24 protein-coding genes are annotated in these 22,239 nt (G+C 68.0%); 12 read left to right on the forward strand and 12 right to left on the reverse strand.

Annotation, left to right across the window (positions count from 1 at the left end; genetic code table 11):
- Window positions 1–18: 18 nt before the first annotated feature.
- The 3 genes from GSI01S_RS03555 to GSI01S_RS03565 form a co-directional block, all read right to left on the reverse strand.
- Entirely contained in the window at window positions 19–1,722 is a 1,704-nt protein-coding gene (locus tag GSI01S_RS03555; protein WP_006895022.1) for a flavin monoamine oxidase family protein, read from the reverse strand.
- Window positions 1,719–2,603 carry a nitrilase-related carbon-nitrogen hydrolase gene (locus GSI01S_RS03560; RefSeq protein WP_006895023.1) on the reverse strand — a complete coding sequence of 295 codons (885 nt, stop codon included), beginning with the start codon at window positions 2,601–2,603 and terminating at the stop codon, window positions 1,719–1,721. The genes GSI01S_RS03555 and GSI01S_RS03560 overlap by 4 nt, the downstream gene beginning before the upstream one ends.
- 65 nt (window positions 2,604–2,668) lie before the next feature.
- Window positions 2,669–3,169 carry a hypothetical protein gene (locus GSI01S_RS03565; RefSeq protein ID WP_006895024.1) on the reverse strand — a complete coding sequence of 167 codons (501 nt, stop codon included), beginning with the start codon at window positions 3,167–3,169 and terminating at the stop codon, window positions 2,669–2,671.
- A gap of 179 nt (window positions 3,170–3,348) precedes the next feature.
- On the opposite strand from GSI01S_RS03565, the gene speB reads away from it, so the two are divergent.
- From speB to GSI01S_RS03580, 3 genes are all read left to right on the forward strand, one after another.
- Window positions 3,349–4,344, forward strand: coding sequence for an agmatinase (gene speB / locus GSI01S_RS03570; protein ID WP_006895025.1), 996 nt, complete (start codon window positions 3,349–3,351; stop codon window positions 4,342–4,344).
- Between the two features lie 87 nt (window positions 4,345–4,431).
- Complete coding sequence (locus tag GSI01S_RS03575) at window positions 4,432–5,190, forward strand: sulfite exporter TauE/SafE family protein (protein ID WP_199502569.1); 759 nt, start codon at window positions 4,432–4,434, stop codon at window positions 5,188–5,190.
- Between the two features lie 51 nt (window positions 5,191–5,241).
- Window positions 5,242–5,694: a MarR family winged helix-turn-helix transcriptional regulator gene (locus GSI01S_RS03580; protein WP_006895027.1), complete on the forward strand. Its 453-nt coding sequence runs from the start codon at window positions 5,242–5,244 to the stop codon at window positions 5,692–5,694.
- Between the two features lie 13 nt (window positions 5,695–5,707).
- On the opposite strand, the gene GSI01S_RS03585 is transcribed toward GSI01S_RS03580, so the two are convergent.
- Window positions 5,708–6,325, reverse strand: a complete 618-nt coding sequence (locus GSI01S_RS03585) for a TetR/AcrR family transcriptional regulator (protein ID WP_006895028.1) — start codon at window positions 6,323–6,325, stop codon at window positions 5,708–5,710.
- A 158-nt stretch (window positions 6,326–6,483) separates the two neighbouring features.
- Here GSI01S_RS03585 and GSI01S_RS03590 point away from each other — a divergent pair, with 158 nt between their 5' ends.
- Complete coding sequence (locus GSI01S_RS03590) at window positions 6,484–8,280, forward strand: acyl-CoA dehydrogenase (RefSeq protein ID WP_006895029.1); 1,797 nt, start codon at window positions 6,484–6,486, stop codon at window positions 8,278–8,280.
- A gap of 22 nt (window positions 8,281–8,302) precedes the next feature.
- Here GSI01S_RS03590 and GSI01S_RS19715 read toward each other — a convergent pair whose 3' ends face one another.
- Window positions 8,303–8,527: a CDGSH iron-sulfur domain-containing protein gene (locus GSI01S_RS19715; protein ID WP_081598062.1), complete on the reverse strand. Its 225-nt coding sequence runs from the start codon at window positions 8,525–8,527 to the stop codon at window positions 8,303–8,305.
- Window positions 8,528–8,617: 90 nt separating this feature from the next.
- On the opposite strand from GSI01S_RS19715, the gene GSI01S_RS03595 reads away from it, so the two are divergent.
- From GSI01S_RS03595 to GSI01S_RS03615, 5 genes are all read left to right on the forward strand, one after another.
- Window positions 8,618–9,610: an iron-containing redox enzyme family protein gene (locus GSI01S_RS03595; protein ID WP_006895030.1), complete on the forward strand. Its 993-nt coding sequence runs from the start codon at window positions 8,618–8,620 to the stop codon at window positions 9,608–9,610.
- On the forward strand, window positions 9,607–10,353 hold the full coding sequence (locus GSI01S_RS03600) for a methyltransferase (RefSeq protein ID WP_006895031.1): 747 nt from the start codon (window positions 9,607–9,609) through the stop codon (window positions 10,351–10,353). Before GSI01S_RS03595 ends, GSI01S_RS03600 begins: the two co-directional genes overlap by 4 nt.
- Entirely contained in the window at window positions 10,350–10,859 is a 510-nt protein-coding gene (locus tag GSI01S_RS03605; RefSeq protein ID WP_006895032.1) for a GNAT family N-acetyltransferase, read from the forward strand. The genes GSI01S_RS03600 and GSI01S_RS03605 overlap by 4 nt, the downstream gene beginning before the upstream one ends.
- Before the next feature lie 80 nt (window positions 10,860–10,939).
- Window positions 10,940–11,593, forward strand: a complete 654-nt coding sequence (gene bluB / locus GSI01S_RS03610; protein ID WP_006895033.1) for a 5,6-dimethylbenzimidazole synthase — start codon at window positions 10,940–10,942, stop codon at window positions 11,591–11,593.
- A 97-nt stretch (window positions 11,594–11,690) separates the two neighbouring features.
- On the forward strand, window positions 11,691–12,254 hold the full coding sequence (locus GSI01S_RS03615) for a peroxidase-related enzyme (RefSeq protein WP_006895034.1): 564 nt from the start codon (window positions 11,691–11,693) through the stop codon (window positions 12,252–12,254).
- A gap of 10 nt (window positions 12,255–12,264) precedes the next feature.
- Here the strand turns inward: GSI01S_RS03615 and GSI01S_RS03620 are convergent, their stop codons facing one another.
- From GSI01S_RS03620 to GSI01S_RS03640, 5 genes are read right to left on the reverse strand one after another with little or no spacing between them, the layout of a single operon-like run.
- Window positions 12,265–13,002, reverse strand: a complete 738-nt coding sequence (locus GSI01S_RS03620; RefSeq protein ID WP_006895035.1) for a 1-acyl-sn-glycerol-3-phosphate acyltransferase — start codon at window positions 13,000–13,002, stop codon at window positions 12,265–12,267.
- A 54-nt stretch (window positions 13,003–13,056) separates the two neighbouring features.
- Window positions 13,057–14,061 carry a glycine betaine ABC transporter substrate-binding protein gene (locus GSI01S_RS03625; RefSeq protein ID WP_006895036.1) on the reverse strand — a complete coding sequence of 335 codons (1,005 nt, stop codon included), beginning with the start codon at window positions 14,059–14,061 and terminating at the stop codon, window positions 13,057–13,059.
- The gene (locus GSI01S_RS03630) at window positions 14,058–14,828 is read right to left on the reverse strand and encodes an ABC transporter permease (RefSeq protein ID WP_006895037.1); all 771 of its coding nucleotides are present in this window, start codon (window positions 14,826–14,828) and stop codon (window positions 14,058–14,060) included. The genes GSI01S_RS03625 and GSI01S_RS03630 overlap by 4 nt, the downstream gene beginning before the upstream one ends.
- Window positions 14,828–16,060, reverse strand: coding sequence for an ABC transporter ATP-binding protein (locus tag GSI01S_RS03635; RefSeq protein WP_006895038.1), 1,233 nt, complete (start codon window positions 16,058–16,060; stop codon window positions 14,828–14,830). The genes GSI01S_RS03630 and GSI01S_RS03635 overlap by 1 nt, the downstream gene beginning before the upstream one ends.
- Window positions 16,057–16,704, reverse strand: a complete 648-nt coding sequence (locus GSI01S_RS03640; RefSeq protein WP_174302276.1) for an ABC transporter permease — start codon at window positions 16,702–16,704, stop codon at window positions 16,057–16,059. The genes GSI01S_RS03635 and GSI01S_RS03640 overlap by 4 nt, the downstream gene beginning before the upstream one ends.
- A 247-nt stretch (window positions 16,705–16,951) precedes the next feature.
- On the opposite strand from GSI01S_RS03640, the gene GSI01S_RS03645 reads away from it, so the two are divergent.
- Window positions 16,952–17,392: a MarR family winged helix-turn-helix transcriptional regulator gene (locus GSI01S_RS03645; RefSeq protein ID WP_006895040.1), complete on the forward strand. Its 441-nt coding sequence runs from the start codon at window positions 16,952–16,954 to the stop codon at window positions 17,390–17,392.
- 12 nt (window positions 17,393–17,404) lie between these two features.
- Here the strand turns inward: GSI01S_RS03645 and GSI01S_RS03650 are convergent, their stop codons facing one another.
- Entirely contained in the window at window positions 17,405–18,259 is an 855-nt protein-coding gene (locus GSI01S_RS03650) for a MarR family transcriptional regulator (RefSeq protein ID WP_006895041.1), read from the reverse strand.
- Window positions 18,260–18,371: 112 nt separating this feature from the next.
- Here GSI01S_RS03650 and GSI01S_RS03655 point away from each other — a divergent pair, with 112 nt between their 5' ends.
- Entirely contained in the window at window positions 18,372–19,157 is a 786-nt protein-coding gene (locus GSI01S_RS03655; RefSeq protein WP_006895042.1) for an SDR family oxidoreductase, read from the forward strand.
- A gap of 56 nt (window positions 19,158–19,213) precedes the next feature.
- On the forward strand, window positions 19,214–19,699 hold the full coding sequence (locus GSI01S_RS03660) for a nuclear transport factor 2 family protein (protein WP_006895043.1): 486 nt from the start codon (window positions 19,214–19,216) through the stop codon (window positions 19,697–19,699).
- 23 nt (window positions 19,700–19,722) lie between these two features.
- Here the strand turns inward: GSI01S_RS03660 and GSI01S_RS03665 are convergent, their stop codons facing one another.
- Window positions 19,723–22,110, reverse strand: coding sequence for an ATP-binding cassette domain-containing protein (locus GSI01S_RS03665; RefSeq protein WP_006895044.1), 2,388 nt, complete (start codon window positions 22,108–22,110; stop codon window positions 19,723–19,725).
- Window positions 22,111–22,239 lie beyond the last annotated feature (129 nt).

The raw sequence follows: 22,239 nt of genomic DNA on the forward strand, positions 1-22,239 counted from the left end.
GATCGCGTGGCCACGCGGTCACGTGACATCGGGCAGGCGGATCGGTGCCAACTCGGCGAACCTGTCCCCCGGCCCGGGATTGCGACGATCACACCGCCCACCGAGGTGGTGCATCACGCCCCACACGGCGTTGAGCGCGGTCTGCACCGCGCCCTCCGCCCATCCCGCCGTCCACGCGACGTCGTCGCCGGCGAGGAAGACACCGCGATGACCGGGCGCGAACCCCTCCTGGACGAAGTGCGTGAACAGCCGTTCCTGATAACGGTAGTGACCGGGCAGATTCGCGCGGAACGCACCCATGAAGTTCCGCTCCACCTCCCAGGAGATCGTGAGCGGTGGCGCGATCACATGACTGCGGATGTCGAGATCGGGATAGATCGACGACAACGAGTCGAGCATGAGATCCATCCGCTCGGAGGCGTCGAGCGGGATCAGCTTCAGCGAGTCGTCGGCCCACGTGTACGACAGGCAGATCACCGCGGGACCGTCGGAGGACTCCGGCTCCCCGCTCCCGGCGAGCGGACCGTCGAACAGGTACACGCCTCGGGGCATGCGATCGGTGAGCGTCATGCTCATCCGCGGATACCCGGTCGACGTATCCAGCTCACGCCAGAAGGGCCGGTCCACCAGCACGAACACTTTGCTGGAACCCATGTAGTGAGTCCGCTCGATGGCACTCCAATGCTCGGCGGCGAACAGTGACTCGTCGCATTTGACGGTGCTCAGAAGCAGCCACAGTGGCGCCGTGTACACCACCGCCGGATAGTCGGCGATGCCGCCGCCGGCATCGGTGACGGTGATCCGGTGGGGATGCGTGCGCCGCATCTCGACCGCGGCCGGGCGCGGGCGACCGCCGTTCAACGACGCCGGCGACGTGCCCGCCGGCCAGTGCGCGGCACCGGGAACCGCCGCCGACCACAACCGGACGGGCACCTGCTGCGCCCCGCCGACCACGCCCCGATGGTCCTCGTCGGCCGCCGTCGCGACCACCCGCAGCACCTCGAGGATCGAATTGGAGAAGTCGGTGTCCCACCCGCCGGTACCGAAACCCACTTGACCGAACAACTCTCGGTCCGCGAACGACCGCAGTTGTGCGGAGTCGACGAGGAAACGGTAGAAGGTGGTGTCGTCGTAGCGCTCCACGAGCGGGTGCCACAGCGCCGCCACGGCCGCGGCGTCCCGTGCCCGGATCGCCGATCGCAGCGCACCGAGGCCGGCGCCCGCCTCGAGTGCGGCCTCCCAGCCGCGGGCGACACGGCCGAACACCGGCGGCAGATCGTCCAGCGATCGCCCGTGAACGGTGACGCCCTTGAGGTCGATGACCGTGTCCGGCGTAGACGGCGCCAACGGATTCGGGAACGGCACAGTGCCCACGCCTGCTTCGTCGAAATAGCCGAACAGCGCGGTGGAGGACGGTGGAAACCGCATGGCGCCCAGCTCAGCGACCGCTCCGGGATGACCGTCGAACGACGCCGACCGCATACGGCCGCCGATCCGGTCGGGCTCGTACAGCACCGGCCGCAGGCCCATCCGAGTGAGCTCACGCGCCACGATGACGCCCGACAGCCCGCCGCCGATCACGGCGACCTGCGTCCCGAGGGCTTCTGCGGGAACCGCACCGATCCCGGCGGGGTGCGCACGGAAGAGGTCGTACGGGAAGGGGAAGTCGGGTCCGATCATCGACAGCGGGGTTCCGCCCTCCGGTGCGACCGGGATGCTCACCGCGATCGCCTCCCGGCGTCGTGCGGATCGGGACGCCGACGCGGATCGCTCGCCCCGTACAGGTCGGCGCGACGATCGCGCAGGTAGTGATTATGGCGGCGCGAACGCTCCAGACGCTCCGGCTCCAGATCCACCAGCAGCAGTTCGGCGCCCTCGCCGGCACGGGCCAGCTCGACGCCGTCCGGTGCGATCGCGCACGACCGACCGCAGTACCGGACGGCCGCACCGGCACCCTCGGCATCCGAGACCGCGCCCACCCGGTTCACGTAGGTGAGGAACATCTGATTCTCGATCGCCCGCGCCGGAACGAGCGTGGTGGCCACGTGATCGTCGGGCTGCGCGAGCGCTGTCGGCACCAGAAGCCAGTCGGTACCCGCGAGGGCGTGCGCACGCGCGGCCTCCGGGAACTCGACGTCGTAGCAGACGAGGATTCCGCAGGTCAGCCCGCCGAAGGCGAACTGCTCCACCAGCCGATCGCCCGCGGTGAACGGAGTGTCGTCGGGCGCGGAGCCGGCCGGCGTCCCGACAGCGGGCCGGTACAGGTGCGTCTTTCGGTAGTGCGCGCGCAGGGTGCCGTCGCGACCCACCACCGCCGCCGAGTCGAACACCTCGCCGCCGCGTCCGCGCTCGGCGTACCCGTAGGCGATCGCCAGGTCGCATGCGTGAGCGGTTTCGGTCATCAGCCGGCCGATCGGTCCGCGCCCGGTTCCCTCGGGCCGCGGCTCGGGCGCCAGGGGACTCCGGTATCCGGTGAGCGTCAGCTCGGAACAGACGAGGATGCTCGCGCCGGCCTCCTGCGCGGCGACGGCCACCGCGGCGACCTCCGACGACGCGGCCGGCAAGCCGGTCGACGCCGGACCCTGAAACAGTGCAGCTCGCATCGTGCGCCTCCCCCGCCGCCGCGTGAATGAGGACAGGTGGTGAACCGGCCGCCGCCGTGGCGGGGCTACTCGGCGGAGTCCGCGGGCTCCGCGGTCCGGCAGCACGTACGGCGAGTGCGCATCCCGCCCGACAGCGCCGCGTCGATGAGCAGACTGGTGCCGATACCCAGCATCCACGAATCCTTCGCGACCGGTATCCCCTGCTGTGTCGGTCGCAGCGACCCGTCCTCGTGCATCCCGGGCGTCCGCACGTACATCGTCAGCAAGCCGGAACTGAACGCGGTGAGCGCCGCGCCCGCCACCGCGGTCGGCACCCACGGCGCCAGCAGCGCCGATCCGACGCCGATCTCAGCGACGGCGAGCGCTTTGCCGAACAGTCCCGGCCGCACCTGCCGGACCGCCGGGAACGCGTTGGCCGCCATGCCTTGGAGACCGGCGGCTGCTTCGTCGTCGAGGGAGAGCTTCCCGATTCCCGAGTTGAGGATGAAGGCGCCGGTCGCGAGCCGCAACGGCAGTCGGCGCAGTCGGTCGGTGACGGTGGGTGCGGTGCTGGACGTGTCGTTCACTGGTGGCTCCTCGCTGCTGTTCGACGGCGATCTCTCTGTGGACGAGGCCACCTTCCATCTCACCAGAATCGGGAGGCGGGACGCGGCGCTTCCGGTGATCGGGTCGCGATGCCGAGCACACAGAGGACAATCAGGGCTGGACGATCAGGACTGGACAGTCGCGACGGGAGGTGGACGCGATGTCGGATTCAGCGAGTTCGCGTCCGGAGCACTCGGAGGCCGGAGAGCCGATCGGTCCGGTGGATTCGACGGTGATTCCGAGATTCGCCGGACCGACGACCTTCGCCAGACTCCCCCGACTCGATCAGGTGCCGCCGGAGGCCAGACGCGACGGCATCGCGATTCTCGGAGCGCCCTTCGACGCGGGGACGTCGTACCGGCCGGGCGCGCGGTTCGGGCCGGCGCACATCCGTGCCTCCTCGAAGCTGCTCCGGCCGTTCCACCCGGGACTGGGCGTATCGCCCTTCGACACGCTGCAGGTGGTGGACGCCGGCGACGCCACGCTGAATCCGTTCGACATCGCCTCAGCGCTCACCGAGCTCGACGCCGCGGTGTCGGAACTGCGCGCGCAAGACCTGCGGGTGATCACTCTCGGCGGCGACCACACCGTCGCGCTCCCGATTCTGCGGGCGGTGGCGCGCGACGTCGGCCCCGTGGCGGTGGTGCACTTCGACGCTCATCTGGACACGTGGGACACCTACTTCGGCGAGGCCTACACGCACGGCACACCGTTCCGCCGCGCGAGCGAGGAGGGCCTGATCGATGTGGACCGCTCCGTGCACATCGGGACCCGCGGCCCGCTGTACTCGCCACGAGATCTCGACGAGGACGCACGGCTCGGATTCCGGGTGATCGCCGCCGACGAGTACGAAGCCGGCGGCGTCGCCGCAGTGTCCGGTCTCCTGCTCGACCGCATCGGCGCGGGTCCGGTGTACGTCTCCGTGGACATCGACGTCCTCGATCCCGCGCACGCGCCGGGCACCGGAACGCCCGAAGCGGGTGGACTCACCTCGCGGGAACTGCTGTCCACCCTGCGTTCGCTCGCCGGTCTGGACGTGCTCGGTGCCGACGTCGTGGAGGTCGCGCCGGCCTACGACCACGCCGAGATCACCGGAATCGCCGCCGCGCACATCGTGTACGAACTGCTCGCCGTGATGGCCGCACGCGGCGCGTGACCCCGGCGCTCGGGTCCACTCGACGGGCACTACCCTGTCGGTGGTCCGAAGCCCGATCTCTTCCTCGAGGTGTTGACTCTGTCCGGAATGGCTGTCCCCGTCCTGATCGCGCTCGCAGTCATCGGATTCGTCGGCGGAGTGGGGATCACGGCGCTCGGACCGGGCGGAGTACTCCCGACCATCGGGCTCTTCGCGCTCACCGGTCTGGCGGCACCGACCGTCGCGGGGACCGCCATCGTCACACACGTGGCGACGGGTGTGGCGGGCACGGCGGCCTACCGGCGTTCGGGCGAGCTCCGCAGACCCGCGACGCGTCGCACCGCACTCGCGCTCGGCGGTACCGCGCTGATCGGCACGCCGATCGGAGTGTGGGTCAATTCCCTTGTGTCCCAACGGGTATTCGGTATCGTTCTAGCCGTCCTGGTGGCTGTGGCCGCGGTGTCGATCTGGGTGCGCGAGTATCTCGGGGCCGACGCCGCGAGCGACCGCCATCCGCACGTCGCCGTGGTGGCACTGCTCGGGTTCACCGTCGCGGTGTTCAGCGGCATCGTCGGGATCGGCGGTCCGATGCTCACCGTGCCGCTGCTGATCGCCTGCGGCGTCCGAGTGCTGGAGTCGCTCGCGGCCGCCCAGGTCCAGTCGATCGTCATCGCGGTCGTCGGGTCGGTCGGATACGCGGCGCAAGGGGCGATCGATTGGCCGCTCGCGGCCCTGATCGGCGTTCCCGAACTCGCGGGAGTGCTGGTGGGATGGCGCGTCGCGCAGGCCCTGCCGACGCGCGTGCTGAAGATGGCCCTGACGGCGGCCCTCCTCGCCCTCGCGCCCTACCTGGCACTGACCGCCTGATGCCGACAGGGCCAGTAATTGCATAATCAACTAATTCGGTAAGGTCGACGTATGAACTCTCCACGATGGCTCTCCGACGAGGAACAGGCGGCATGGCGCGCCTACCTCGACGCGACCCGGCTGTTGATGAATACGCTCGACCATCAGCTCGTCCGGGACGCACAGCTGTCGCTGACCGACTTCTCACTGCTCGTCGCCCTCTCCGAAGCGCCCGGCCGCCAACTGCGGATGAGCGGTGTCGCAGACGCTGTCGCCACGTCGCGAAGCACCGTCACCCGAGCGATGAACCGCCTGGTCGACAAGGGGTGGGTGGAGCGAATCCCGTGCGTCGACGACCGCCGCGGAGCCTGGGCGCATCTGACCCCCGCCGGTCTGGCCAAGCTGGTCGACGCCGCCCCGGCGCACGTCGACGAAGTCCGCGAGACGATGATCGACGTGCTCAGTCCCGCCGAGTTGAACGTCCTGGCGACGAGTTTCCAGAAGATTCGCGACCGATTGAGCTGAGCCTCACCCGCGACTACCGTGCCGCCCGGGCACCCACGATCCGTAGCGCGATCTCCGCGTAGTCGTCGGCGAGATCGTCCGCGTCGGCGTGATTCCTGACGGGAAACCATCGGCTCACGTCGATCCCGAGGGACGTCAGAGCGAGCGTCACGGTCGAGACGTCACCGAAGGAGAACTCGCCCGAGGCGGCGCCGGCTTCGGCGATCTCGGTGAACACTCTCGTGGTCGCGCGTCGCAGACCGGCGATCAGTTCGAAGTGATCGTCGGTCAGCGCCCGCAGTTCGTACTGGATGACGCGAGCGATCGCCCGGTTCTCCGCATGCCACCTCACGAACGACGCGATGGCGGCCCGGAGCCGTTCGGTCGGCGACCGCGCCGGATCGTCCGCAGCGAGCAGCGCGTCCAGAACCGCCCGATGGCCTTCCGTCGCTATCGCGAAGAGCAGCGACTCCTTGGTCTTGTAGTGGGGATACACCGCGCCGGGACTCATGCCAAGACTCGCAGCGATCTCACGGGTGGTGGCCAGGCCGTAGCCCTTCGCCGCGAACACCTCGCAGGCCGCCCGCCGGATCCGTGCGGCGGCTTTCGAACCCGGTACACCGTCGGCCGGACCGGGTGCGGTGGCGGTCATCGAACTCTCCTGTCTCCGGTCGGGATTGACACGGCGCACACAGTCCTGAAATATGCGTATGCATAGTTTCTATGCGTTTGCATAGTACATGACGCCAGACGGAGTGACGGGGCCCCGAGCCGTACGTCGCCCGGCCCCCGACCGATCGGAACCCTCCCATGACGCACGCTCTCTCTCGCCGCGACCTCGACTTCCTGCTCTATGAGTGGCTCGACGTCGAATCCCTGACCGCCCGCGAACGGTTCGCCGATCATTCCCGAGAGACTTTCGACGGCGTCCTCGACCTCACGGCCGACCTCGCCGACAAGTACTTCATCCCCCACAACCGGCTCGCCGACGCCTCCGAGCCGACGATGCGTCCGGACGGCACGGTCGAGATGATCCCGGACGTCCAGCGCGCACTGGCGGCGTATGCCGAATCCGGGCTGATCGCCGGACCGTTCGACCACGAGGTCGGCGGCATGCAGTTGCCGACCACCCTCGCGCGGGCCTCGATGGCCTGGCTGCAGGCCGCCAACGCCGGAACCTCGTCGTACGCGCTGCTCACCGCGGCCAACGCGGCACTTCTGGCCGAGTACGGCACGCCTCAACAGATCGACACCTTCGTCCGGCCCATGCTCGAAGGACGCTGGTTCGGCACCATGTGCCTGTCCGAACCCCAGGCCGGATCCTCGCTGGCCGACATCACCACCCGCGCCGAACGCAGGCCGGACGGCACCTACCGGGTCGTCGGATCGAAGATGTGGATCTCCGGAGGCGATCACGAACTGTCGGAGAACATCGTCCACCTGGTGTTGGCCAAGACGCCGGGCGGCAAGCCCGGTGTGCACAGCATCTCGCTGTTCATCGTGCCGAAGTACCTGCCCGGCGACGACGGCGGCCGCGGCGAGCGCAACGATGTCACGCTCACCGGGCTGAACCACAAGATGGGCAATCGCGGCACCGTCAATACGGCGTTGGCCCTCGGTGACGGCACCCATCGACCGGGCGGCGAGGCCGGCGCGGTCGGCTATCTCGTCGGTGAGGAGCACCGCGGGCTCTCGTACATGTTCCACATGATGAACGAGGCGCGGATCGGCGTCGGCTTCCTGGCGACCGCACTCGGGTACGTGGGATATCTCAAGGCCGTCGACTACGCGGCCGGGCGCACCCAGGGCCGCCCGATCGGCGCCAAAGATCCGGCCGCGCCGCCGGTCCCGATCATCGCGCACCCGGACGTCCGCCGCATGCTGCTGGCACAGAAGGCCTACGTCGAAGGCGGTCTGGCACTGGGCCTGTACTGCGCGAAACTCGTCGACGACTTGGACACCGCCGCCGACGCGGAGACCGCAGCCGACCTGGAGTTGCTGCTCGACGTCCTGACACCGATAGCCAAGAGCTGGCCGTCGCAGTGGTGTCTGAAGGCCAACGATCTGGCGATCCAGGTGCACGGCGGTTACGGCTACACCCGCGACTACGACGTCGAACAGCACTACCGCGACAACCGCCTCAATCCGATCCACGAAGGCACGCACGGCGTTCAGGGGCTCGACCTGCTCGGCCGCAAAGTGATCATGCGGGGCGGCAGGGGGCTGAGCCTGCTCGGCGCGCGTATCTCCGCGACCGCCGACGCCGCCCGCGGTCGCGGCGGCACCGCGTCGGCGTTCGCCGACGGTCTCGACGACGCCTGGCGGCGGGTGGTCGAAGTGACGGGGACCCTGTGGGCGGACGGTGATCCCGCTACGGCACTGGCGAACTCCTCGGTGTACCTGGAGGCCTTCGGTCACGTGGTGGTCGCCTGGCTCTGGCTCGACCAGTATCTCGCGTGCGAAGACCGGTCCGGCGACTTCTACGACGGCAAGAGGATGGCCACGCGCTACTTCTTCGCCCACGAACTCCCGCAGACCGGACCGTGGACGGCCCTGCTCGCGTCTCTCGACGACACCACCGCGGTCATGGAACCGAACTGGTTCTGAATCGGTCCGTCCGTCGCCTCGGTCACCGTCCGGGGCGGGTCCGCACTTTGTGCGAGCCGTCACACATCGGGGCGATGGTGGACCGGCCGCATCGACAGAATGCGACCGTGCGCCGCCGGGGCGAATAGGCGGTACCATCGGGCTTGATCACCGAAATCGGCCCGCGTACCAATAGCGGCCCTGAAGGACATGGAATGACGGTGACGTCATCGTCCCGATGGTCGCCGCCCTGATCGTTGGAGGTCATTTGTCCTCAATTCCTGGGAACGTGCGGAATTCATCGCTCAGCGCGAGCCTACTCACCTCGGACGACGGCGCCAACGGTTCGCAGCCGCGCATGCCGATGCCCGCGCCCCGCGGCCCGGTGAGCGCGGCACTGGCCGAACTGCTGCTCGATCTCGACGGTCCGGCCGAGCCCCTCTCGGCCGCGGTCGCCGCACATCGCAGTCCCGTGCTGGACGACGAAGACGCCCAGCTCACCCTGACGATGCTGTATGAACTGCACCTGCGCGGCATCCGCGGCGTCGACGATCGGGCGGAGTGGGACCTGCGACTGCTCGAGGTGCGCGGCGAACTCGAACAACGTCTGGAATCGGAACTGAACGCGTTGGTCGGCCCGATCGAGGACCCCGACGACGTCGTGGAAGCGTTGTTCCAGGCGAGCGCGGACGACGACGGTCCGCCGCTGGCGGCATTTCTCGCGCGGTCGGGAACCGTCGATCAATTCCGGGAACTCGTGATTCACCGATCGCTGAACCAGCTGCGGGAAGCCGATGTTCACACGCTGGGCATTCCGCGCCTGGGCGGCGCACCCAAGGCTGCGCTGATCGAAGTGCAGAGCGATGAATACGGCGGCGGCCGACTCGATTACATGCATGCCACTCTGTGGGCCGATCTGATGCGGGGAATGGATCTGGATTCCGGATACGCCGCATATATCGACAGCATTCCGGCTCCCACCCTGGCGGCCGTCAACACACTCTCCTATTTCGGCCTCCACCGCGGAAGGGTCCGCGAACTCGTCGGACATCTGTGCATGGTGGAGACCACGTCGTCACTGCCGAGCAGGCAGTACAGCCGTGGCCTGCGCCGCCTCGGATTCGGGCGCCCGGTTCGGCTGTTCTTCGACGAACACGTCGAGGCGGATGCGGTGCACGAACAGCTCGTCGTCCGCGAGGTCGCCGGAGCGCTCGGCGACACACCCGACGGCCGCATCGGCCTCCTGCGCGGCGCACTGACCTGTCTGGCGGTGGAACGGCTGGCCGCACAGCACATCTGGGCCGCGTGGGAGGCGGGCCGGTCGTCGCTGCGCGTGGGGTCCGCCCGGTGATCGGCCGATGGGCGGTCGGCGAGGCCACCGCCGGCCGGATCCTCGGGACCCTGCCCCTGCCCCAGCCCACCGTGACCGCGCCGACGGGCGTGTACCGGCCGTCGGTCGACTCGGCGATGCTGTGCCGTCGAATGGTGAACCACATGCAGACCCACCCGAAGGGCGTGACCTCGGTGATCGAGCTGTGCGCTGGGAGTGGAATCGCGTCGGTCTACGCCGCTCTGGCCGGCGCCCGCGTGACGGCGGTCGACGACACCCGGGAATCGGTCGAGGCGGTCGCGGTCAACGCGGCGTCGAACGATGTGACCGTCGACGTCGTCCGCTCCGATGTCCGCGCACTCCCTCGGCTCGATCCCGCCGACCTGGTGGTCGCCAACCCGCCGTATGTCCCGGCGCCCGCGCACATGCCCGACGGACACGCCTGGAACGCCGGACCGAACGGCAGGAGCGTGGTCGACTCGATCATCGGCGTGCTGCCCGAGCTCGTTCGGCCCGCGGGTGCGGCACTGCTGGTCCAGTCGGACGTCTGCGGTGTGACGCCCACCCTCTCCGGACTGGCGGACCGGGGCTTCGACGCGGCAGTCACCGACGAAGTCGTTGTCGACTTCGGTCCGGTGATGCACGAGCGCGCGCTCTGGCTGGAATCGCAGGGCTTCATCGAACCGGGCGAACGCACCGAGCGCGTGGTGGTGATACGAGCCGTGCGGTCGACGTCGGCCGTGCCGCGGGGAGCGTCGCGATGACCGGGGCGTGGTCGGTGCGCCCGGAGGGCGACGGCGACGCGCAGGCGGTTCATGCGGTCAACGCAGCCGCGTTCCCGACGCCGGCCGAGGCGGATCTGGTCGACGAACTGCGTCGCGACCCGGCGGCGTGGATCGACGGGCTGTCGTATGTCGCGGAACAGGACGGCGAGATCATCGGGCACGCCCTGCTCACCCGGGCGACCGTCGGAGGAACGCCGGTATTGGCCCTCGCACCGTGTGCGGTGGTTCCGGCACAGCAAGGCACCGGCGTCGGAACGGCGGTGATCTCAGCACTGCTCGACGCTGCCCGCCGGATCGGCGACGAGACCGTCGTCGTCCTCGGCCATGCCGACTACTACCCGCGGTTCGGCTTCGTTCCCGCGTCCCGATTCGGTATCTCGGCGCCGGTCACGGTACCCGACGACAGCTTCCTCGCACTGCCGCTGACCGCAGCGGCGCGCGTCCCCTCCGGAGTCATCGCCTATCCGGCGGCCTTCGGCCTCTGACCACGATCGGAGTCTCCGGACGATCACCGGCCGGCGTGCGGCCGATACCATTGGCCCGGAGATCCGACGAGAGGCAGACGATGACCACCGCGCCCGAAGCCGAGGGCAGTTTCGGCGAGCAGTTCATCGAAGAGTTCGACCGACTCCTCCGCTGGCGCCGCGACGTGCGACGCTTCCGGACCGACCCGGTCGAGCCGCGACTGATTCAGGAGATCGTGGCCGCCGCCGAACTGGCGCCGTCCGTGGGCAACAGCCAGCCCTGGCGATGGGTCGAGGTCCGATCGCCGGAGCTGCGGGCAGTGGTGAAGTCCACCTTCGCCCGGTGCAATGCGGAGGCACTGGAGGGATACCGCGGAGAGCGTGCCCAGCAGTACGCCTCGCTCAAACTCGCCGGGCTCGATCAGGCACCTGTCCATCTCGCGGTCTTCAGTGAGGACCACCCGCAGCAGGGACACGGCCTCGGTCGTCGAACCATGCCCGAGACCCTCGCCTACTCCGTGGTCACGGCGATCAGCAGTCTCTGGCTCGCCGCCCGCGCGCGCGGCATCGGCGTCGGCTGGATCTCGATCGTCGAACCCGACGAGGTGCACCGGGCCCTCGGCGTTCCGCCCGGGTGGCGATTCGTCGCCTACCTCTGCATCGGCTATCCGGAAGAGGTGAACTCGGTGCCCGAACTCGAACGCGCGGGCTGGCAGGCCCGGACCGACCCGGAGACGCGCTACTTCATCCGCTGACTCGCCTAATCGGTACCGATCACTCGTTCGGTCGTCATACGATCGCCAGGGCCGCGCATTTCGGCGGCCGGACGACGTGCTGCGAGAGGAATTCCCCATGACCGACCGAATCACCGCGCTCGATCTGCCCGCCGGAGAATTGAGCGCCGACACGCTCAAGTACTTCGACGTCTGCCGCGAGAAGCTCGGGATGGTCCCGAACGTCCTGCAGGCGTACACCTTCGACGAGACCAAGCTTCGCGCCTTCACCGCGATGTACAACGACCTGATGCTGGCCGACTCGGGACTGTCGAAGCTGGAACGCGAGATGATCGCCGTCGTCGTCTCGTCGATCAACAAGTGCTACTACTGCCTCACCGCGCACGGAGCCGCCGTGCGCCAACTGTCGGGCGATCCCGAACTGGGCGAACTGCTCGTCATGAATTTCCGGGCCGCCGATCTGTCCGATCGTCACCGTGCGATGCTGCTCTTCGCCGAGAAGATGACCGAGCAGCCCTCGAAACTCGACGCCGCCGATCGAGAGGCGTTGCGCGCGGTGGGCTTCACCGATCGCGACATCTTCGACATCTCGTCGACCGCGGCGTTCTTCAACATGACGAACCGGGTGGCGAGCGGCATCGACATGCGTCCCAACCCGGAGTACTCGGCTCAAGCGCGATGACGTCCCGGCATCACCCGATCTGCAGCGACGCATGGGCGGCCGTGACGGCGCGCTGCAGTTCGGCGGCGACCAGCCGGGTCGTCTGCGCCGGAGTGGCCGGAGCGACCGCATCGAGTGCGATCGGGACGCTGAAGACCACCACCGGGCGGTCCTGGTCCGGATAGGCGATGCCCGCGCATACCAACCACGGCCGACTCCCCTTCTTCAGTGCCCCGCTCGCGATGTGGCCGACTCCGCTGCTGACCTTCTGAAGCAGCCGGGGATCCTCCTCGTTGCACGTGCCCTCGGGGAAGATCGCGATCGAGTCTCCCCGACCCATCCGCTCGATGCAGACGTCCATCATCTGCTTGCCCGCGGTGGCCGCGGCGCGGAGACCGTGGTCCTTCTGACGGAAGACCGGGATGCCGCCGAGGTCGTCGATCTTGCGGCGACGGTCCGGATCGTCGAAGAGTTCGTCTTTGGCCAACACACGCATCCGCCCGATCCGCGGGCGCAGCGGCGACAAGAAGCCGGATGCGGCAAGGATGAACGGATCGGTCTGGCGCACGTGATTGGCGGCGATCACCAGCGGCACCTCGTTTCGCCCGACAACAGCGCGCAGACGGTCGCGCGCGTCGTCTTCGAAGCGGACACGCGGACGGTGTCGAGCCGCCAGTACGCCGTACATGGCGAGCGCCTTCATCCGGCTCTGACGGTGGTCGCTGTAATACCGGTACACCTCGTCGGCGTTCTCGAGCGTTACGTCCATGCGAGCTACGGTACCGTAACTTACGGTTCCGTAACCACGGGGAACAGCGTCGAGTCAGACTTTGACGAAGCCGTTCTCGACCAGCCAGTCGCGCGCGACGTCGGCCGGCTCGCGTCCGTCCACGTCCACCTGACGATTCAGCTCGCTGATCTGCTCCGACGTCAGCTTCGCCATCACCGGCGCCATCACCTTCGCGATAGACGGGAACTGTTCGTTGACATCGGAACGCATGGTGACCGCCGCGTTGTAGTGCGGGAAGAACTGCTTGTCGTCCTCCAGCACGTTGAGGTTCAGTGCCTTGATCCGGCCATCGGTGGTGAAGACCTCTCCGAACACGCAATTCCCGTTGGCGACCGCCTGGTAGATGATGCCGGTCTGCAGGATCTGCATCCGCACCTGCGCCGGATCGAACCCGTACTTGGCGGCCATACCCGGGAAGCCGTCCTGCCGGCTGCGGAACTCGGTCTCGACGCAGGTGGTCGCCGTCGCGGGATCCTTCTTCACCAGCGCGGCGTAGTCCGAGAGTGTCTTGACGCCGGTCTTCGCGGCGTTCTCTTGATTCACCGCGAGGGCATAGGTGTTGTCCATCGGCGCCGGGTCGATCCAGACGATGCCGTTCTTCGCCAGATCCGCGTCACGGACGGCCTCGAACTGCTTGGTGGAGTCCGGGATCGGCTGTTCGTTGCCGAGATAGTTGATCCAGCCGGTACCGGTGTATTCGATCGTCACGTCCACCTGTCCCGCGGCCATCGCGTCGCGTGCGCTGTTGGATCCCTGAATGTTGGTCAGATCGCGGACGTTGGCGCCTGCGGCGGCGAGGGAGAAGCCGAGGATGTACCCCAGGATCACCTGCTCGGTGAAGTCCTTGGAGCCGACCGTGATGGTCTGTCCCTCGAGGTCGGGCTGCACGGTGATCGAGCCCGGCTTCACCGGCAGCGGAAGCGCACCGCCCGACTGCAGACCGCAGGCCGCGGCACCGAAGACGAGGGCGGCCACCGCGATCAGCGCGACGAGCGAGCGCAGTGGGCGGCGTGCGGCCGCGGGCAGGTGCGGTGTCATCGCAGCCCCTTGGGTCCGAGGTACCGTTCGGCGAGCGCGCCGAACCAGTCGACGACGAGCGCCAGCGCGACGGCCAGCACGGCTCCGACGACCAGTGTCACGTTGTCGCGCAACTTGTAACCGGTGTCGATCAGGATGCCCAGTCCCCCGGCGTCGACCAGGAAGCACAGGGTCGCGGTGCCGACCGCGAGCACCAGCGATGTCCGCAGGCCGGCGAGGATGAAGGGCACCGCCAGCGGCAGCTCCACCTGGGCCAGCACTCGCGGCTCCGACATCCCCTGTCCCTTGGCGGCGTCGATGGTCGCCGCATCGACCTCCTGCAGACCGAGCATGCTGTTGCGCAGCACCGGGAGCAGCGAATAGAACGCGATCGGCAGCACGCCGATCCAGAAGCCCGTCGTGGCGGTCCAGAGGAAGAAGAGCACCAGCAGACCGATCGCCGGCGCCGCCTGCCCGATGTTGGCCACGCCGATGAAGAACGGTGCCAGCCAACGGAATCGACGTCGTGTGACCAGCACGGCGAGCGGTACCGCCACCACGACGACGATCGCGGCGATCGCGACGGTCAAGGCCAGATGCTCACCGACGAGCTGCCCGATGTACGACGGATTGATGGTCGCCTTCTGGGTGGCGGTCAGGTCGCGGGAGAAGGCCCAACCGAGCACGCCCGCCGCGAGCAGCACCGCGATCGTCGGCTGAATCCACAGCTGAAGATTGCTGGCCCTCCCGGCACCGGTCTCCTTGGACACCGCCTCCGCGCTGGTCATCAGCTGGTGCCTTCCGGCGAGGCGTCCGCGGTCAGGTCCGCAGCTGGGTCATCGGCGTGCGGGTCGACGATCGCGGGACTGCCCTCGTGCTCCTCGCGCAGCGCGCGAATCGAGTCGATCAGCGTCTCGATGGTGACCACACCGACGTAGCGGCCGCGGGCACCGGTGACCACGGCGGACGCGTTACGTTCGGCGAGGATCGCTTCGAGCGCGTCCTGGAGGGTCGAGCTCGTGGCGACCGTCTCACCGAGCGGGATACCGACGCCGCGAATCGACGATGCGCCGACCAGATGGCGCCCGTCGGTCCACCGGATCGGCCGGTCACGGCTGTCGAGGATGATTCCCCAGTCACTGCCGATCCGTGCAGCGAAGTCGGCGGCCGAATCTCCTTCGTGGGCCGTCGGCCGCTGCTCGATGTCCACGTCGCGCACGCGCAGCAGGTTGAGCTGCTGCAGCGACGCACCGGAGCCCACGAAGCCCTCGACGGTCTCGTTGGCGGGGTTGGCCAGAATCGCCTCCGGCGAGTCGTACTGCAGCACCTTCGAGCGCGCGCCGAGCACCGCGATCTTGTCGCCGAGTTTGACGGCCTCACTGAAGTCGTGGGTCACGAAGACGATGGTCTTGCGGAGTTCCGCCTGCAACTGCATCAACTGGTCCTGCAGGACGCCTCGGGTGATCGGGTCCACCGCGCCGAAGGGCTCGTCCATGAGCAGGACCGGAGGATCGGCGGCCAGGGCTCGCGCGACGCCGACGCGCTGCTGCTGTCCACCCGAGAGCTGGCGCGGATACCGACCGCCGAATTCGTCGGCGTCGAGGCCGACCATGTCGAGCAGTTCGTCGACTCGGTCGGCGATCCGCTTCTTATCCCATTTCAGCAGCTTGGGCACCACGGCGATGTTCTGTGCGACCGTCATGTGCGGGAAGAGGCCACCTTGCTGAATGGCGTACCCGATGCTCTGTCGCAGTTTGTTCGCGTCGATCGACAGTGCGTCCCGGCCGCCGATGGTGATTCGGCCGCTCGTCGGCTCGATCAACCGATTGATCATGCGCATCGTCGTGGTCTTACCGCTGCCGGACGGCCCGACGAAGACCACGACCTCGCCTGCCGGAATGGTCAGAGAAACGTCTTCGACAGCAGGTTCGCGCTGGCCGGGATAGATCTTCGAGACATGCTCGAGAACGATCTCGACTCCGGAGATCTCATTCTCTGCGTCATCTTTGCTGTGGGTCAACGGATCCCTTTCGACGTTGTCAATCGGCCGATCAGGACATAGATCCCGTCGAGGATCAAAGCCAGGATGACGATCAACACGGTGCCCGTCAGCGCCTGCGGAATAGCCGTGGGGCTACCGACGCGCGACAGACCGGAGAAGATGAGATTGCCCAGGCCGGGGCCCTTCGCGTAGGCCGCGATCGCCAGGATTCCCATCGCCATCTGCGTCGCGACACGCATGCCGGTGAGGATCGACGGCCATGCCAGCGGCAACTCGACCCGCGTCAGCACGCGGAGACGACTCATTCCGATGCCGCGTGCGGCATCGGTGACCGCGGGGTCGACCGCGCCGAGACCGACGATGGTGTTACGCACGATCGGCAGAAGCGAGTACATCGTCAGCGCAATGACGGTCGGCGGAACACCGAGGCCCACTATCGGAATGAGCAGACCGAGAAGTGCGAACGACGGAATGGTCAGAATGGTGCTCGAGAGCGCCGTTGCGATAGCCGAGCCTCCGGGGCTGCGATATACCGCGATTCCGACGCCCACTCCGATGATCGTCGCCAGGAGTAGACACTGAATCACTGCGCTGACGTGCAAGTAGGAATCGACCACAAGCTGCGACTTGCGGCTCGATATGAAATCCCAGATCCCGTTCAGAACAATTCCCCTCTATTAGCGTTTTCACCGTAGCGCATATCGGCGGACGGTTCGCGCGGTCACGGTGTAATCGCAGGTCAGAACCTAGCGTCGCGCACCGATTCCGACAGAGCGCAAAGGAGCGACGTTCACACTTCGGCGGCGGCTGCGGGCGTGGAGACCCCGCCGGTGGCCGCATACGCGACCCGAGCCCTCCGGGAGCCTCCGACTACCATGCGTGGGAACGGTTCATCGGAGGAGGCAGCAGGTGTCGGACAACGAGGAGCAGCTCGTCGACGTGCGTTCGCTGCACCACCGGCTCGTGCGGATCAATCGAGTGCTGCGGGTGGCCGGCTCCGGTTCCGGTCTCAGCGCTGGAACCGCCGCGGCCCTGTGGTCGATCACCCAGCACGCACCCCTTCGGCTGTCCCGGCTGGCCGAGATCGAGTCGGTCTCCACCCCCGCCATCTCGCGGATCGTCACCGGCCTGGAGGACATGGGCTACGTGGAGCGGCGACCCGATCCACTCGATGCGCGGGCCCGACTGCTCTATCCCACCGAATCGGGGTGCGAAGTGGTCTCGACGACGCGGAACGCCCGGGTGCGGCGGATCGCCGAGGCTCTCGAGACGCTCGAACCGGACGACCGGCAACTCGTCGAGCGCGCCTTCGAACTCCTCAGCGACGCCTTGGCGGCGAGTGAAGTCTGAGCCGCCGCCGGATCAAATGAGTGCCGAGATCCGGTCCGCCGCCTCGACGAGCGCGGTCACGAGCCTGCGACGCTCCCGACCGTCCACCGCCGATTTGAGCACCCCCAGCTGCAACTCGAACTCGGCCTGGTCGCCGGCGAAGACCGGTGCTGCGAGATAGCTGATCGGCTGCGCGTCAGCGCCGTCGAGTTCGTCTTCGGAATACGCACGCGACGACAATTGCGCGAGCCGGCGGGTCGCCGTGTGGCGGAGCGCGGGGTCGATGAGAAGCGGACCCACCGCGCCGAGCAACTCGGCGAGCACCTCGACGAGCATCGCGTCCGACGACTCCGGGCGGTACGCCGCGAAACCGCGCCGACGTACCGATTCGAGCAGGAGCCTCCGTCTCGGACGGTCTCGCTCGCCCAGCCAGGCCTCCTGGTCGGCCTCCCGCCAGGCCATCGCCGCGGCCCCGACGGGAAAGACGATCGCCAACGACTGGCCGAGCCCCAGGCCGGGAACCGGCCGCACCTCGCTGTGCCGTTTGGCGACGACGGTCATCGCGCCGGGCGCCATCCGCGCGAGCGTCACTCCGCAGTCGGTGGCCGCGACGAGTTCGTCGAGAACCTGCGCCACGTCCGGATTCGGCAGGTGAAGCGCCGGAGGCGAGGCTCCGCCGAGTGCCATCGCCGCCGGGCCCAGCCGATAGGCACGAGAGGCGTCGCGCTCGGCCCACCCCGCGTCGTCGAGCTCGGCCAGGATCGCCGACATCGTGGCGCGGGCCACGCCCAGCTCGTCGGCGATCTCCGCGATGGTCTGCGGGTGCTCGACGCGGGCGAGGAGTTCGAGGGTGTCGATCACCCGGCGCGTCGGTGGCGATCCGGCCATGTGTGTCCTCCCCCGCATGCGTGCCGATCTTGTGTCGCGGCTCATACCCCGCTACCTTGTGACGGATATTCAATCACACCTATTCGAATATTCGATTCATGAAGGCGGTCCCATGAGCCAGACCCAGTCCCTCGAGGGCAGAACAGCGATCGTGACGGGTGCCGGCCGCGGCATCGGAGCCGGCATCGCGCTCGGTCTCGCGGAAGCCGGCGCCGACCTGGTGATCGCGGCCCGCAGTGCCGACCAACTCGAGCAGGTCGCCGACCGGATCCGGAGACTGGGCCGACGCGCGATCACCGTGCCCGCGAATGTCGCCGAAGACGACCCCGCCGATCTGGTCGGCGCCGCCACGCGGGAGTTCGGTGCGCTCGACATCGTCGTCAACAACGTCGGCGGCGCCCTCCCGAAGCCCTTTCTGCAGACCAGCGTCAAAGCGCTCGTCGGTGCCTTCGCGTTCAACGTCGGGACGGCGCACGCGCTCAATCTGGCGGCCGTGCCGAGCATGCTGTCCAACGACCGCGGCGGTTCGATCATCAACATCACCTCGTCGATCACGACTCAGCCGGGACGCGGGCTGCTGGCCTACGGAACGGCTAAAGCGGCCCTCGCGCACTACACCCGGATGGCCGCGCAGGACCTGTCGCCGCGCATCCGGATGAACGCCATCGCACCCGGCACCATCAACACACCCGCGCTCGGTTACGTCGCCGAAGACGACGCGATCCGCGAGGAGATCGTCAGCCGCACCCCGCTGCGCCGACTGGGTGTGCCGGACGACATCGCCGCCGCCGCGGTGTTCCTGGCAGGCGACGGCTCGGCGTACATGACCGGCAAGACCATCGAGGTGGACGGCGGTCTCATCGCCCCCAACATGGTGATGCCGCTCCCCGATCTCTGACCGCCCGCCCCATCACCGGCCGACGACCTCCCGCCGACAGCCCCTAGGACTCCCCCATGACGATCACCACCCCCGACGATCTGCGCGCCATCGAGACCGTGAAGTACCGCTACCTGCGAGCCGTCGACACGAAGGACTGGTCGGCGCTGGCCGACACGCTCACCGACGACGTGCACGCCGAATACGGATCGCAGGTGAACGGCCGGCCGCTGACCTTCGACGACCGAGCCTCTCTGGTCGCACATCTGAGCACGATCATGGCTCCGACCATGGTGACCGAGCATCGCGTCGACCATCCGATCATCGAAACCGACGGCGACACCGCCACCGGCAGCTGGTACCTGCAGGACCGCGTCATCGTTCCGGAGTACGACGTCATCATCATCGGAGCCGCGTTCTACCGCGACGCCTACCGGCGGACACCCGACGGCTGGCGCATCAGTTCCACCGGATACGAGCGCACCTTCGAAGCGCGAGGCAGTCTGTCGGCTGCCCGGATGCACGTGGAACAGGGACCGGCCGTCCGCCGGCCCGCGACGTAGCGCGGGAGCCTCCGACCCCGGGTTCAGCCGGCGCCGGTACCCGCGCCCACGTACTCGGCCAGGTGCCGGCCGGTGAGGGTGGAAGCCGATGCGACGAGGTCGCGCGGCGTTCCCTCGAACACCACGCGGCCGCCGTCGTCACCCGCGCCCGGACCGATGTCGACGATCCAGTCGGCGTGCGCCATGACCGCCTGGTGATGCTCGATCACGATCACCGAGCGCCCCGCCTCCACCAGGGCGTCGAGTAACCCGAGCAGTTGTTCGACGTCGGCCAGATGCAGTCCGGTCGTGGGTTCGTCGAGGATGTAGACGCCGGCCTTCTCAGTCATCGCGATCGCGAGCTTGATGCGCTGGCGCTCGCCTCCCGAGAGCGTGGTGAGCGGCTGGCCGAGGGTCAGATAGCCCAGTCCGACGTCGGAGAGACGCTTGAGGATCTTGTGGGCTGCCGGCGTGCGTGCGTCACCGTCGTCGAAGAACTCCAACGCCGTGTCCACCGACATCGCCAGCACCTCGCTGATGTCCCGGCCGTCGACCCGGTAGTCGAGCACCGCGGCGTCGAACCGCTTCCCCTCGCAGACTTCGCACGGCGTCGCCACGCCGGCCATCGTGGCGAGATCGGTGTAGATCACGCCCGCGCCTTTGCAGTTCGGGCACGCGCCGTCGGAGTTGGGGCTGAACAGAGCGGGTTTGACTCCGTTGACCTTCGCGAAGGTCTTCCGGATGGCGTCGAGCAGACCGGTGTAGGTCGCCGGATTGCTTCGCCGTGAGCCGCGGATCGCCGTCTGGTCGATCGACACCGCGTCGGCGTCGGCGGGCAGCGAGCCGTGGATCAGGGAGCTCTTGCCCGACCCCGCGACACCGGTGATGACGGCGAGTACGCCGAGCGGGATGTCGACGTCCACGTGGCGCAGATTGTTGGTGGTGGCGTCTCGGATCTCCAAGAATCCCGACGGGGTCCGCACACTGTCCTTGAGCCGCGCGCGGTCGTGGAGATGACGCCCGGTCAAGGTGTCCGAGGCCGCCAATTGCTCGACGGTGCCCTCGAAGCAGATCTCGCCGCCCAGCGATCCGGCGCCCGGCCCGAGGTCGACCACGTGGTCGGCGATCACGATGGCCTCGGGTTTGTGCTCCACCACCAGGACGGTGTTCCCCTTGTCGCGCAGTCGCAGCAGCAGGGCGTTCATCCTGGCGATGTCGTGCGGATGCAGTCCCACGGTGGGTTCGTCGAAGACGTAGGTGATGTCGGTGAGCGATGATCCGAGGTGGCGGACCATCTTGGTGCGCTGAGCCTCCCCGCCCGACAGTGTTCCGGTGGGCCGTTCCAGGGACAGGTAGCCCAGGCCGATCTCGACGAACGACTCGAGTGCCGCATGGAGCTTCTCGATCAGCGGTGCCACCGTCGGCTCGTCGAGCCCCGCCACCCAGTCCGCGAGGTCGGAGATCTGCATCCGGCATGCGTCGGCGATGCTGACTCCGCCGATCCGGGAGTTCCGGGCGTGCTCGGCCAGTCGGGTGCCGTCGCACTCCGGGCAGGTCGTGGACGTGACCGCGCGTTCGATGAAGGCCCGCACATGCGGCTGCACAGAGTCGATGTCCTTGGACAGCATCGATTTGGTGATCTTCGGGATGATGCCCTCGTAGGTGAGGTTGATGCCCTCGACCTTGATCTTGGTGGCCTCGCGATAGAGCAGATCATCGAGTTCGCGATCGGAGAACCGGCCGACGGGCTTGTCCATGTCGAAGTAGCCGCTGCCCGCGAAGATGCGGCCGTACCAGCCGTCCATGCTGTAGCCGGGCACCTTGAGCGCTCCGCCGGACAGCGACTTGTCCGCGTCGTAGATCTCGCTCAGGTCGATGTCGGAGACCGTTCCCATCCCCTCGCATCGCGGGCACATCCCCCCGAGTTGCTCGAAGGACCGTCTGACCGCCTTGGTCTGCTTGCCTCGCTGGACTTTGATCGCACCGCCGCCCGACACGGTCGGGACGTTGAACGAGTACGCGTTGGGGCTGCCCACGTGGGGATCGCCGAGCTTGCTGAACAGGATCCGCAGCATCGCGTTGGCGTCGGTGACGGTGCCGACCGTCGACCGCGGATTCGCACCGATCCGCTCCTGGTCGACGATGATGGCAGTGGTGATGCCGTCGAGCACATCGACGTCCGGGCGGGCCAGCGTCGGCATGAATCCCTGGACGAACGCGCTGTAGGTCTCGTTGATCAGCCGTTGCGACTCGGCTGCGATGGTGCCGAAGACGAGCGAGCTCTTTCCGGACCCGGAGACTCCGGTGAAGGCGGTGAGCCTGCGCTTCGGCAGTTCGACGCTGACGTCTTTGAGGTTGTTCACCCGCGCGCCACCGACTCTGATGACGTCGTGACTGTCGGCGGGCGCGGTAGTGGGGCGGTCGGCAGACATGGAGCACATTGTCCCCTACCCGGGCCGGATCGCGTGGACGCTCCGGGAGGGGCCCGGTCCGGGTATTGTTCGGTGGTTCCCACACTGCCGCATGCCAGATAGCTCAGGTGGCGGGGGATGCTCGAAGAA

Origin of the sequence: Gordonia sihwensis NBRC 108236 (genome assembly GCF_000333035.1) — a bacterium.
Classification (GTDB): domain Bacteria; phylum Actinomycetota; class Actinomycetes; order Mycobacteriales; family Mycobacteriaceae; genus Gordonia; species Gordonia sihwensis.

What these genes read in the sequence shown, in the direction of transcription:
- bluB (WP_006895033.1), top strand. Translation starts at nt 10,940, where the DNA reads ATGACCACCGCGCCCGAAGCCGAGGGCAGTTTCGGCGAGCAGTTCATC.
- GSI01S_RS03625 (WP_006895036.1), bottom strand. Translation starts at nt 14,061, where the DNA reads ATGACACCGCACCTGCCCGCGGCCGCACGCCGCCCACTGCGCTCGCTC.
- GSI01S_RS03615 (WP_006895034.1), top strand. Translation starts at nt 11,691, where the DNA reads ATGACCGACCGAATCACCGCGCTCGATCTGCCCGCCGGAGAATTGAGC.
- GSI01S_RS03585 (WP_006895028.1), bottom strand. Translation starts at nt 6,325, where the DNA reads ATGACCGCCACCGCACCCGGTCCGGCCGACGGTGTACCGGGTTCGAAA.
- GSI01S_RS19715 (WP_081598062.1), bottom strand. Translation starts at nt 8,527, where the DNA reads ATGACCTCCAACGATCAGGGCGGCGACCATCGGGACGATGACGTCACC.
- GSI01S_RS03595 (WP_006895030.1), top strand. Translation starts at nt 8,618, where the DNA reads ATGCCGATGCCCGCGCCCCGCGGCCCGGTGAGCGCGGCACTGGCCGAA.
- GSI01S_RS03660 (WP_006895043.1), top strand. Translation starts at nt 19,214, where the DNA reads ATGACGATCACCACCCCCGACGATCTGCGCGCCATCGAGACCGTGAAG.
- GSI01S_RS03620 (WP_006895035.1), bottom strand. Translation starts at nt 13,002, where the DNA reads ATGGACGTAACGCTCGAGAACGCCGACGAGGTGTACCGGTATTACAGC.
- GSI01S_RS03590 (WP_006895029.1), top strand. Translation starts at nt 6,484, where the DNA reads ATGACGCACGCTCTCTCTCGCCGCGACCTCGACTTCCTGCTCTATGAG.
- GSI01S_RS03630 (WP_006895037.1), bottom strand. Translation starts at nt 14,828, where the DNA reads ATGACCAGCGCGGAGGCGGTGTCCAAGGAGACCGGTGCCGGGAGGGCC.
- GSI01S_RS03655 (WP_006895042.1), top strand. Translation starts at nt 18,372, where the DNA reads ATGAGCCAGACCCAGTCCCTCGAGGGCAGAACAGCGATCGTGACGGGT.
- GSI01S_RS03560 (WP_006895023.1), bottom strand. Translation starts at nt 2,603, where the DNA reads ATGCGAGCTGCACTGTTTCAGGGTCCGGCGTCGACCGGCTTGCCGGCC.
- GSI01S_RS03605 (WP_006895032.1), top strand. Translation starts at nt 10,350, where the DNA reads ATGACCGGGGCGTGGTCGGTGCGCCCGGAGGGCGACGGCGACGCGCAG.
- speB (WP_006895025.1), top strand. Translation starts at nt 3,349, where the DNA reads ATGTCGGATTCAGCGAGTTCGCGTCCGGAGCACTCGGAGGCCGGAGAG.
- GSI01S_RS03650 (WP_006895041.1), bottom strand. Translation starts at nt 18,259, where the DNA reads ATGGCCGGATCGCCACCGACGCGCCGGGTGATCGACACCCTCGAACTC.
- GSI01S_RS03665 (WP_006895044.1), bottom strand. Translation starts at nt 22,110, where the DNA reads ATGTCTGCCGACCGCCCCACTACCGCGCCCGCCGACAGTCACGACGTC.
- GSI01S_RS03580 (WP_006895027.1), top strand. Translation starts at nt 5,242, where the DNA reads ATGAACTCTCCACGATGGCTCTCCGACGAGGAACAGGCGGCATGGCGC.
- GSI01S_RS03575 (WP_199502569.1), top strand. Translation starts at nt 4,432, where the DNA reads ATGGCTGTCCCCGTCCTGATCGCGCTCGCAGTCATCGGATTCGTCGGC.